The organism is Arthrobacter sp. E1SS-5, from assembly GCF_057073715.1.
In genome coordinates this window covers 3,222,124-3,233,681 of sequence record NZ_CP172703.1, presented here as the reverse complement: position 1 = coordinate 3,233,681, position 11,558 = coordinate 3,222,124, and the positions used below count along the sequence as shown (strand labels likewise).

Sequence of the window (11,558 nt, the reverse complement as noted above, 5' to 3'; positions counted from 1 at the left end):
AGAATCCTAAGCCTGCTTAGTAGTTGGCGGCTTAGTAGTCGAAGGTGAGTGGAGAAGACTGGATGAGCAAGGCCGAAACAACAGGACGGCCCCAAACTGACGGCACGGCGACCAGCGCCAGGCGGAAGTCCCACCTGCGCCGCTTCGGTTCTCTGCTGGGCCCCGGCCTTGTGACCGGTGCCGCCGACGATGACCCGTCAGGGATTGCCACCTACGCCAAGGCCGGAGCCACCTTTTCCAACGGGATGTTGTGGACAGTGCCGGTGACCCTGCCCATGATGATGGCAGTCCAGGAAATTTGTGACCGCACGGCTCTGGCCACCGGCGAAAGCCTTGGCTGGCTGGCGCGGCGCAAGTTCTCCCGCCGCCCCCGGGTGGTGATCGGAATACTGATCGTGGCCCTGCTGGTGGGCAACGTCCTTAATGCCGCCGCAGACCTGATGGCGATCGGGCAGGGCATGCAGTTGCTCGGTGCGGGCCCGGACCATTTGTGGAGCGGTCTTGCCGGCATAGGCATCGCGGTGGCCCTCATGAGCGGATCCTTTGCCGTCATTGCCAAGGTCTTCAAGTGGCTGTGCCTCACACTGCTTGCGTACGTCGCGGTCCTGTTCGTGGCCAACGTCGACTGGCCGGATGTCCTGGAAGGAATACTGGGACTGAAGTTCAGCTTCGCCCCGGAGTACCTTGGCCTGATCGTTGCCGTGCTGGGCACCACCATCTCGCCGTACCTGTTCTTTTGGCAAAGCGCCCACCGCGTCCAGGAGTTGCGCGCCGAGGACCATGGCGGTGACCAGGCAGTAGGGCTGCAGGACCGCCCGGACGCAGCTGCGGCCGCCCATACCCTCCGCAAGGCGCGGGCGGACGTCTTCATCGGGATGGTCTTCTCCGTCCTGGTGATGTTCGCCATCATGGTGGCCACTGCGGCCACCCTCGGGAGGAACGGCACTGACGTGAATACGGCTGCCGACGTAGCCAAGGCGCTGGAACCAGTGGTGGGGCCGGCCGCCAAATTCCTGTTCGCCGCCGGGTTCATCGGCACCGGCATCCTGGGGGTGCCGGTCCTTGCCGCATCAGGCGCAGCGGGACTGTCCGGCCTGCTCGGAAAGGACTGGGGGCTGGACCTCAGCCCGCGGCGGGCCCCGTTGTTTTACGCACTGCTGGGCGTTGGGATGGTAGCCGGTGTCCTCATCAGCTTCTTCTCCAACGATCCCATTGGCCTCCTGGTCTTCAGCGCCACCATCAACGGCATCGCCGCCGCACCCTTCCTGGTGGTCACCATGCTGATCTCCCGGGACAAGGCCATCATGGGCGAGTACCGGAACGGCTGGCTTGCAACCACGCTCGGCTGGTTCACTGCAGCGGTCATGCTGGTGGCCGGCGGCATCGGCGTCTGGACCACCCTGACCGGCGCCTGAACGAAGCGGCCGCCGGTTCTGCCGGTGCCAAACCCAAGGGGAGCTGGCCACCCGACCGTACTGCCGCCGTCGTCCCCGCCCTCAAAGCCTCCTGGCCATCCTGACCGCTCCAACGAAAGGAACAACAACGTGGACCACAACGAAGCTCCCATGCTGGACGCCCTGGACCGCTACCACCGGCTTGACCGCTACGGTTTCACCCCTCCCGGCCACCGCCAGGGCCGCGGCGCGGATCCGCGCGTCCGGGAAATCCTCGGCGGGGACACATTCCGCCTCTGACGTCCTGGCCTCGGGGGGCCTGGATGACCGATCGTCCTCTGGCGGATACCTGAAAAAGGCCGAGCAGCTGATGGCGGATGCCGTGGGCGCGGAGCAGGCCTTCTTCTCCACCTGCGGAAGCTCGCTGTCGGTGAAGGCCGCCGTCCTGGCCGTCGCGGCGGGCAAGGGCGACCTGCTGGTGAGCCGGGACGCCCACAAGTCCATCACCGCGGGGCTGGTGTTTTCCGGGATCCAGCCGCGGTGGATCCGGCCCCGCTGGGACTCCAAGCTGCACCTGGCGCACCCGCCGTCGGCCGCGGACGTGGAGGAGATGTGGGAGCGCTATCCGGACGCGGCGGGGGCCCTGATCGTCAGCCCCACGCCCTACGGAACATGCGCGGACATCGCCGGGATTGCCAAGGTCTGCCACGACCGGGGGAAGCCCCTGATCGTCGATGAGGCATGGGGCGCGCACCTTCCCTTCCATGAAGGCCTTCCAACCTGGGCGATGAGTGCCGGGGCGGATGTCTGCGTGGTGTCCGTGCACAAGATGGGCGCCGGGTTTGAGCAGGGCTCGGTCTACCACATCCAGGGCGACCTGGTGGACCCGGCGCACCTCTCCGAATGCGCGGACCTGCTGATGACCACCAGCCCCAACGTCATCCTGTACTCGGCCATGGATGGCTGGCGCCGGCAGATGGTGCAGCACGGCGCCGAGCTCCTGGGCAACGCCCTGGACCTGGCCCGGCGGCTGCGGACCGGGATCGAGGCGCTCCCAGGAATCCATGTGCTCGAGGACGAGCTCCTGGCAGCCGAATCCTCCCACGACCTGGACCGCATGCAGATCCTGATGGACGTGTCAGGACTGGGCATCAGCGGGTACCAGGCGGCCGACTGGCTGCGCGAGAACCGCCGGCTGGACATGGGGCTCAGTGACCACCGCCGCATCATGGCCACCCTGTCCATGGCCGACGATGACGCCTCGGCCCAGCGGCTCCTGGACGCGCTGCAGGCCCTCATCGAAGCAGCTCCAACGCTTCCTGCCCCTGCCCAGGTGGACCTGCCGTCGCCGTCGGGCCTGGAACTGGAGACCGTGATGCTTCCGCGGGACGCCTTCTTCGGCCCCCGCGAGGACGTGCCCGCACGCGAAGCTGTGGGACGCGTGGCCGCGGAGCAGATCACCCCGTACCCGCCGGGCATCCCGGTGATCGTGCCGGGTGAGCGCATCAACGAGGCCGTCGTGGAGTACCTGGAATCGGGGCTGAAGGCCGGCATGGTCCTGCCCGACCCCGCGGATCAGTCCCTTGGCACCATCCGGGTGGTGCGGGAATAGCCTTGGTGCCCTGCGTTTGCGGCGTACAGTGAACGGCATGCCCAACCCCGGCCTTCCGCCTGACTCTGCCCAGTTCCGCCTGGCCGTTCCGCCACTCGAGGAGCTGCTGGCGGCCGCCCACGTGGTGAGCCTGCCCATGCGGGTGAAGTTCCGCGGCATAATGCAGCGCGAATCGCTCCTGCTCGGCGGGCCCGTGGGCTGGGGCGAGTTCTGCCCCTTCCCGGAGTACGGCGATGCCGAGGCCTCGCGCTGGCTGGCGGCCGCCATCGAGGCCGGATGGCAGGGGTACCCGGCCCCCTTGCGCACCTCCATCCCGGTCAATGCCACGGTGCCCGCGGTTCCGGCGGACCGGGTGCCGGACGTGCTGGCCCGGTTCGGCCGGGTGGATGCGGTGAAGGTAAAGGTTGCGGAGCAGGGGCAGTCCTTGGACGACGACGTTGCCCGGCTTCACGCCGTCCGCGCCGCCTTGCCGGAGGCCGGCGTCCGCGTGGACGCCAACGGCGGGTGGGACGTGTCCGGTGCCATGGAGGCCCTGACCCGGCTGGCGCCCGTCGGTCTGGAGTACGCCGAGCAGCCGGTGCCTTCCATCGAGGAACTGGCAGAAGTACGGCGCCGGCTGCAGGGTGCCGGCACGCCGGTGCTGATCGCGGCGGACGAGAGCGTCCGGAAGGAAACCGATCCCCTCCGGGTGGCCCGGGCCGGTGCGGCGGACCTGATCGTGGTCAAGGTGGCGCCGCTTGGGGGAGTGCGGCGGGCCCTGGACATCGTGGCACAGGCCGGGCTTCCCGCCGTCGTCAGTTCCGCCCTGGACACCTCCGTGGGCATCCGCGCCGGTCTGGCCCTGGCCGCCGCGCTGCCCGACCTGCCGTACGCCTGCGGCCTGGGCACGGTGTCGCTTTTTGAATCGGACGTCACGCTGGATCCCCTGGTGGCCGACGACGGCGCCATCCGCCTCCGCGACGTGGCCGCCGACGCCGGGCTGCTTGAGCGGTTCGCGGCTCCGGCGGAACGGCGGGACTGGTGGCTGGACCGGCTCCGCCGCGTCCACGCCCTCCTCACCCCATCGATTGCTCCGTAACTGCCGTTTTCAGGCCGGAAAACGACGATTACTCAGCAATGGATGAGGCGGTAGGGTGGCGTCGTGCGCGGGGTGAATCTAACGGTGCGGATCGGTTGGCTCTGCCTCGCTGCCGTCAGCCTGGGCATCCTGGTGTTTGGCGGGGTGGTTGCCCTGTTTCCGCCGAACGGGGACGCCGGCCTGTACCGCGCGGACGGACTGGCCTCCGCGGGACTGGGCCTGTTCGGCATGGTGATCGTGCTGGTGCCGTACCGGCGGCGCGAACGGTGGGCCTGGTACGCGCTCTGGTTCTACCCCGTCTTTTGGATGCTGCATCTGGCCGGGAACCTTCCGCCGGGCAATGACCACGTTCACCAAGTGGTTTTCATTGCTCTCTCGCTGATCGGGCTCCTGCTCCCGGTCCGCGCCTTCTTCCCGCTGCGGAGCACTCGATGAGGGATTCGGCAACGTTCCTGCGGGTCACGGGCGGTTAACCATAACTTCACCCAATTGATGGCTTCCGGTAGGAACCGGCTGGAAGGGTGATCGGGCACCCCAAAAGACATTCCTTGGAAGGTTCCCCATGTCTGAAACTGCCCGCAAGTTCACCCTGCTGCCTATGCTCGGCCATACCAAGGGCAAGCGCAGCCCCGTTACGTGCGCACTCAAGTGCGACAACGCCTGCGCCGGCGACGTCTGCAACACCAGCTCCAACAGCTACTTCCGGGACATCGCCTCCGCCACCCTGTCCCGCCGCGCCGCCCTGGGCCTGGGCGCCGCGGGTGCGCTCGCCGTCGCCCTTAACTCAGTAGTGAACTCCGCCGAACCTGCCTCTGCCGCAGGCCTGTCCAAGGCCGCCAAGGAAGGCTTCGGCAACTCCAAGCTGCAGTTCACCGCCATCAAGCCGGTCGACAAGGCAGTCGACGCGTTCACCGTGCCGGAGGGCTTCACCTGGCAGCCGATTATCCGCTGGGGCGACCCGCTGTTCAACGATTCCCCTGAGTTCGACCTGAACAACCAGACGGCCGCAGCCCAGGCCCGGCAGTTCGGCTACAACAACGACTACACGGACATCGTGGAGATTCCCGGCAGCAAGGGCCGCCGTGCGGTGCTGTTCACCAACCACGAGTACACCAACGAAAACATCATGGTGCCCGCCGGCTACGACCCGGTGGAAACCCGCGCAATCGGCCGCGCCGCCCACGGCCTGGCCGTGGTGGAACTCGAGCGCAAGAACACCACCAAGCCGTGGAGCTACGTGAAGGGCGCGCCGCTGAACCGCCGCTACCTCTCCGACACCACCTACGAACTGACCGGCCCCGTTGCCGGCTCGGCCCTGGTCAAGACGGTGGCCGACCCCTCCGGCCGAGCCATCAAGGGCACGTTCGGCAACTGCTCCGGCGGCACCACCCCCTGGGGCACCATCCTCTCCGGCGAGGAAAACTTCAACGGCTACTTCGTCGCCGGGGGCACATCGGCCGGCGACAAGCGCTACGGCCTCACCGCCAAGCCCACCGCCCGCCAGTGGGAACTGGACGATCCCCGCTTCGACACACGCAACCCCGGCTACGAGAACGAGTCCAACCGCTTTGGCTGGATCGTCGAAGTTGACCCGTTCGACCCCACCTCCACCCCCAAGAAGCGCTCCGCCATGGGCCGTTTCAAGCACGAGGGCGCCAACGTGATCGTGGCCGAATCCGGCCACGTGGTGGCCTACATGGGCGACGACGAGAAGTTCGACTACCTCTACAAGTTCGTCTCCAAGGGCAAGTATGTTGAAGGCGACCGCCGCAACAACATGAACCTGCTCTCCGAGGGCGACCTGTACGTCGCCAAGTTCACGGGCAATTCACCGGCTGCAGAGATCACCGGTACCGGGGCGCTTCCCTCCGACGGCGCATTCGACGGCTCCGGCGAATGGCTGCCGCTGGTGGTCGGCGGCAAGTCCGCCGTTCCGGGCATGTCCGTCGAAGAGGTCCTGGTGTACACGCGCCTGGCCGCAGACAAGGTGGGGCCCACCAAGATGGACCGCTGCGAGGACGTCCAGCCCAGCCTGCACACCGGCAAGGTGTACGTGGTCTGCACCAACAACTCGGACCGCGGCACCGGCACCAAGGAAGGTGCCACCGAGGTCAACCCGCGCACACAGAACCGTGACGGGCACATCGTTGAGATCACCGAAACCGGCGACCAGACGTCCACCAAGTTCAACTGGACCCTCCTGATGGTTTGCGGCGATCCGGCCCAGGGCGATGTCACCTACTTCTCGGGCTACCCTGTGGACAAGGTTTCGCCCATCTCCTGCCCGGACAACGTGGCCTTCGACTCCGTGGGCAACCTCTGGATCTCCACCGACGGCGCCCCCTCCGGCATCGGCTACAACGACGGGCTCTTCAAGGTCACCCTGGACGGTGCCGAGCGCGGCAAGGTTGAGCAGTTCCTGTCCGTCCCGCGCGACGCCGAAACCTGTGGCCCCGTCATCCACGACGACGAGCGCATGGTGTTTGTCTCCGTGCAGCACCCGGGTGAGGACGGCACCTTCGAGGCGCCCAACTCCTTCTTCCCGGACTACGTCCCGGCAGGCACGACGCCGGCACCCGGCAAGGTGCGCGCGCCCCGTCCCGCGGTGGTCCAGGTGTTCCGCGGCTAGTCCCCTGAAACGCCCGCTCACTTTTGACGGTCTTTCCTGAAACGCCCGCTCACCTTCCGTCCCTCCCGGGACGGGCAGGTGAGCGGGCGTTTCATTTTGAACTGCCAAAGGTGAGCGCGGGATGGGGAATTGGCTGTCATAGGTGAGCGGGCGTTGGAGGGTGGCAGACTGGTTGGGTGACTTCGTTGAACGAGCCTGCCCCCGACGCCGCCCCTTCCGATGCCGCGCACACCGATGATGCCTCCGGCTTGGACGCTCCTGAACTGAGGGCGCTGGCCGCGGCGCGGATCGCCGTCGAGGTTTTGCTCGACGGCGGGGTGCGGCACGTGGTGGTATCGCCGGGCTCCAGGTCGGCCCCCATGGCATACGCCCTGGCGGAGGCATCGGCGGCGGGCCGGGTGGATCTGCTGGTCCGGATCGACGAGCGGTCCGCCGGGTTCACGGCGCTGGGTCTGGCACTGTCCACCGGTTCGCCCGCAGCGGTGCTCACCACGTCGGGTACCGCCGTCGGAAACCTGATGCCGGCCGTGATGGAGGCCAACCATGCTGCAGTCCCGCTGATTGTCCTGTCCGCGGACCGGCCCGACGAGCTCCGCGGGACCGGCGCCAACCAAACCACCATCCAGCCGGACCTTTTCGGCGAGCAGGTCCGCTTTGCCGCCGATGTCCCGGCCGGAAGCAATCCGCAGCGCGCCATCCAGACCGGGCTGTCCGCTGCCACGGGCGCCTTCCCGGAGCTGCCGCCCGGCCCGGTCCAGCTCAACCTCGCGTTCCGTGACCCCCTGGTTCCCGCTCCTGAAGAGGGGCTGCCCCAGGCTGCGGACCGGCAACGCTACCGGGTGGGCACCGAGCCGCTGGTGATGAACCTTCCCCCGGCACCGGCGACGCTGCCTGAACGGCGCACAGTGGTGCTGGCAGGGCACGACGCCGGTCCGGTGGCCGAGGCGTTCGCCCGCGCCCACAACCTGCCGCTGCTGGCCGAGCCATCCTCCAACTCACGGTTCGGCCCCAATGCGGTGGGCCCGTACCGGTTGCTGCTGGAGCACTTCGGGCCCGGCTCGGTGCAGCCGATCGAGCGCGTGGTGCTGTTCGGCAGGCCTACCCTCTCCCGCCCGGTGGCCGCGCTCCTGGCCCGGTCCGACGTCGAATCGGCCCTGTACCAGCCGGTTCCGGTCGCCTGGTATGAGCCCGGGCGCCGCACCGAGCTGCCGCTGGAGAACCTCGCGGACTTGGCTGATTTCGCCGGCCGCGGCGCACCGGACTGGCTGGACACGTGGCTGCTCGCCGGCTCGGCCGCGCAGCACGCGCTGGACCAGGTGTTGTCCGCCGAGGCCGCCGCCACGGGTCCTTCCGTCGCCTCGCTGGTGTGGAAGAACGCCCGCGGCCAGCTGCTGCTCGGTTCCTCCAACGGCATCCGGGACGTGGACCTTGCGGGCCTGCCTGCCCCCGATCCCGCCGCCACCGTGTATGCCAACCGGGGACTGGCCGGCATCGACGGCACCATTTCCACCGCCACCGGCATCGCCCTGGGCGGCCGGCAGGAAACCACTGTGCTGATGGGGGACGTCACGTTCCTGCACGACGCCGGCGGTCTCCTGCTCGGCACTGGGGAGGAGCAGCCGGACCTGCGCATTGTGGTCCTGAATGATTCCGGCGGCGCCATCTTCGGCCTGCTCGAACACGGGGGAGTGGAAGAAGGCGGCCGCTACGGAGACACCGTCGAACGGCTCTTTGGCACCCCGCACTCGGTCGACATCGCGGCACTCGCCGCAGCGTACGGCGTCGGACACTCACTGGTAAGTACGACGGCGGGACTCGCCGAAGCGCTCGATCGGCCTGTGCAGGGGCGCAGCATCGTGGAGGTCCGCACAGACCGCCGGTCGCTCCGGCAGCTCCACTCCAGGATCAAGGAAGCGGTAGCCGCCGCGGTGGAGGGCGTTCTCGCCGGGCAGTAGTCTTTCGACCCGGAAATTACCCCACGACGCGGAAATGCCCCGCCGCTGCCGGAATACCGGTAGCGACAGGGCATTTGCGTGTCGAAAATGAGCTCAGAGCACGCGGCCCAGGAACTCCTTGGTGCGCGCATGCTGCGGGTTGGCGATGATCTCACGGGGGTCGCCCGATTCCACCACCACGCCGCCGTCCATGAACGTCAGCGTGTCCCCGACCTCGCGGGCGAAGCCGATCTCGTGGGTCACCACGATCATGGTCATGCCCGACTTGGCCAGGTCCTTCATCACGTTCAGGACATCTCCCACCAGCTCGGGGTCGAGGGCCGAGGTGGGCTCATCAAACAGCATGAGCTCCGGCTCCATGGCCAGTGCACGGGCGATGGCGACGCGCTGCTGCTGGCCGCCGGAGAGCTGGGAGGGGTAGTGGCCTGCGCGGTCGCCGAGCCCCACCCGGTCCAGCAGCTCCAGCGCACGCTTTTGCGCCTCGGACTTGGACTGGCCCTTCACGTGGACCGGCGCTTCCATCACGTTCTGGAGCGCGGTCTTGTGCGGAAACAGGTTGAACCGCTGGAACACCATGCCGATTTCACGGCGCTGGGCGGCGATCTCCTTGGTCTTGAGGTCGTGGAGCCTGCCGTTGACCTCGCGGTAGCCGATCAGCTGGCCGCCCACGGAGATCCGCCCGGCGCTGATGCTCTCCAGGAGGTTCACGCAGCGCAGCATGGTGGACTTGCCCGAACCCGAAGGCCCGATCACCACGGAGACCTCGCCCTGGTTGACGGTCATGTCGATGCCCCGCAGCACATGGTGGTGGCCGTAGTACTTGTGCAGGCCTTCGATCTTGACCAGCGGCTTTTCTGCTGTGACGGTCATCGTGCACTCTCCTCGGGGAAGTCCGTCTTCATCGACCGCTGCGCGTCGGCGCCGGGGCCTGCCGCTTTCGCAGCGGCAGGGTTGACGGCCGCAGGGGCTGCGTTGTCCACACCCTTGCCGTAGTACGCCTCAAGGTAGTGCTGGCCCACCATGAGGATGCTGGTGACCAGGAGGTACCAGAACGCGGCAACGATCAAAAGCGGGATCGGGAGGTAGATGCGGTTGGCCAGGGCGTTGGTGGCAAACGTCAGGTCCAGGGTGAACGGAACAGCGAGGACCAGGGAGGTGGTCTTCAGCATGCCGATGGTTTCGTTGCCTGTTGGCGGCACGATGATCCGCATGGCCTGCGGCAGGATGATCCGCCACATGATCTTGCCCTTGGACATGCCCAGCGCCTCGGCTGCTTCCTGCTGGCCCTTGTCCACGGACTTGAGGCCGGCACGGAAGATCTCCGCGAGGTACGCGGATTCGTTGAGGCCCAGGCCCAGGATCGCGGGGATCAGGCCCTTGCTGGGATCCGAAAGTGCGTAGCTGAAGAGTTCCGGCCCAAACGGGATGCCCAGGGTGAAGGCCGGATAGAGAACCGTCACCAGGCCCCAGAACACCAGCTGCGTGTAGACGGGGGTTCCACGGAAGAACCACACCCACACCCAGCTGGTCCAGCGGAACACCGGGTTGTCAGACTGCCGCATTACCGCGAGCAGGATCGCCAGGATAATGGCCAAAACCATCGACGCGACCGTCAGCAGGAGGGTCCAGCCCACACCCTGGACAACCTTCACGTCCAGGATGTAGGTGCCCACAATGTCCCAGCGGAAGTTGGGATTGGTGAACAGGCTCTGCAGGAATGCCGCCACCAGGAGAAGGATGATGACGGCGCTGATCCACCGGCCGGGGTGGCGAACCGGCACTGACTTGTTCAGTACCGGTTCGTCCCGGTGTTGATGGTGTTCCATGTGCACGCCTGACTTGTCGTCGGTAACGCGAAAACTCAAGACTTAACCGCCGGGTTGACCTCGGACTTGGTGATGGCGCCCTCGGAGTTGCCCCAGCCGTCCAGGATCTTCTTGTAGGAGCCGTCTTCCATCAGCTTGGTGACGGTCTTCTGGATGACGTCGGCCCAGGCGGTGTCGGCCTTGGCCACAGCGATGCCCTGGGGAGCGGAATCGTAGACGTCGCCCAGCTTCTCGAGCTGGCCGTTGGTCTGGGTCAGGGCGTAGCCGATGATGGGGGAGTCGGCGGCCATGGCGTCGATGCTGCCGTTGACCAGGCGGGTGGTGACGTCCGTCTGGTTCTTCAGGGTGACGATGTCGATGGGCTTCTTGCCCTCAGCCACGCACTTCTTGTTGCGGTCGGAGAGGTCCGGGTCTTCCTGGACGGTGCCGGTCTGCACACCGATGGACTTTCCGCACACGTCGTCCAGGGAGAACTTGTTGGGGTTGCCCTTCTTCACGGCCCACGCGGTGCCGGCGTTGAAGTAGCTGACCATGTTCACCGCGCCCAGGCGCTCCGGGTTGATGGTGAACGAGGAGATGCCCAGGTCGTACTTGGGGCCGAGGGCCGGGAGGATGCCGGTGAACTCTGCGGTCTGGACCTGGACCTTGAGGCCCAGGGTGGCGCCGATGGCCTTGGCGATGTCCACGTCGTAGCCCACCGGAGTCTGGCCATCCGGACCAAGGAACTCGGCCGGGGCGTAGCTGGTGTCGGAGCCCACCGTGATGGTGCCCTTGGACTTGATGGCGTCCGGGACCATGGCGGCCAGGGCATCGTCCTTCTTGACCGTGCTGGGATCAAAGCTGGTGCTGGCGCTGCCCGAAGAGGTGGCCGCGCTGGAGGGACCCGTTTCCGAGGCGTTCGTGCATGCTGAGAGGGCCAGGGCGCTGATGGCGATCATAGTGGCAGCGGTCAGCTTGGTGGTGCCCAGGAGGGTACGGGGAGTCTGCATTTCTTACCTTTTGTTGCAGGGGCTATGAGGTACTAACGCGGCTTATAGTGTAACGCTCAACAAGAGAGGTACGTC

The 11,558-nt window shown here is 67.0% G+C and carries 10 protein-coding genes; 7 read left to right on the top strand and 3 right to left on the bottom strand.

Translation table 11 applies throughout. From position 1 onward, the window contains the following. The first annotated feature begins 62 nt into the window (after positions 1-62). The 7 genes from ACIGJD_RS15030 to menD all read left to right on the top strand — a co-directional run bounded on the left by ACIGJD_RS15030 (position 63) and on the right by menD (position 8,668). A complete protein-coding gene (locus ACIGJD_RS15030) occupies positions 63-1,415 on the top strand; it encodes an Nramp family divalent metal transporter (RefSeq protein WP_483686849.1) in 1,353 nt (450 codons plus the stop codon). Between the two features lie 129 nt (positions 1,416-1,544). Next, positions 1,545-1,694 carry a hypothetical protein gene (locus ACIGJD_RS15025; protein WP_483686848.1) on the top strand — a complete coding sequence of 50 codons (150 nt, stop codon included), beginning with the start codon at positions 1,545-1,547 and terminating at the stop codon, positions 1,692-1,694. After that, positions 1,648-3,006: an aminotransferase class I/II-fold pyridoxal phosphate-dependent enzyme gene (locus ACIGJD_RS15020; protein WP_483689513.1), complete on the top strand. Its 1,359-nt coding sequence runs from the start codon at positions 1,648-1,650 to the stop codon at positions 3,004-3,006. Before ACIGJD_RS15025 ends, ACIGJD_RS15020 begins: the two co-directional genes overlap by 47 nt. Positions 3,007-3,043: 37 nt before the next feature. Continuing rightward, the gene (locus tag ACIGJD_RS15015; RefSeq protein ID WP_483686847.1) at positions 3,044-4,084 is read left to right on the top strand and encodes an o-succinylbenzoate synthase; all 1,041 of its coding nucleotides are present in this window, start codon (positions 3,044-3,046) and stop codon (positions 4,082-4,084) included. A gap of 63 nt (positions 4,085-4,147) precedes the next feature. Continuing rightward, a complete protein-coding gene (locus tag ACIGJD_RS15010; protein WP_483686846.1) occupies positions 4,148-4,519 on the top strand; it encodes a hypothetical protein in 372 nt (123 codons plus the stop codon). A 127-nt stretch (positions 4,520-4,646) separates the two neighbouring features. Continuing rightward, entirely contained in the window at positions 4,647-6,713 is a 2,067-nt protein-coding gene (locus ACIGJD_RS15005; protein WP_483686845.1) for a PhoX family protein, read from the top strand. A gap of 176 nt (positions 6,714-6,889) precedes the next feature. Further along, complete coding sequence (gene menD / locus ACIGJD_RS15000) at positions 6,890-8,668, top strand: 2-succinyl-5-enolpyruvyl-6-hydroxy-3-cyclohexene-1-carboxylic-acid synthase (protein ID WP_483686844.1); 1,779 nt, start codon at positions 6,890-6,892, stop codon at positions 8,666-8,668. Positions 8,669-8,761: 93 nt separating this feature from the next. Here the strand turns inward: menD and ACIGJD_RS14995 are convergent, their stop codons facing one another. From ACIGJD_RS14995 to ACIGJD_RS14985, 3 genes are read right to left on the bottom strand one after another with little or no spacing between them, the layout of a single operon-like run. Next, complete coding sequence (locus ACIGJD_RS14995; RefSeq protein WP_483686843.1) at positions 8,762-9,538, bottom strand: amino acid ABC transporter ATP-binding protein; 777 nt, start codon at positions 9,536-9,538, stop codon at positions 8,762-8,764. Then, entirely contained in the window at positions 9,535-10,494 is a 960-nt protein-coding gene (locus ACIGJD_RS14990) for an amino acid ABC transporter permease (protein ID WP_483686842.1), read from the bottom strand. Before ACIGJD_RS14990 ends, ACIGJD_RS14995 begins: the two co-directional genes overlap by 4 nt. Before the next feature lie 35 nt (positions 10,495-10,529). Continuing rightward, positions 10,530-11,483 carry an ABC transporter substrate-binding protein gene (locus ACIGJD_RS14985; RefSeq protein WP_483686841.1) on the bottom strand — a complete coding sequence of 318 codons (954 nt, stop codon included), beginning with the start codon at positions 11,481-11,483 and terminating at the stop codon, positions 10,530-10,532. Positions 11,484-11,558 lie beyond the last annotated feature (75 nt).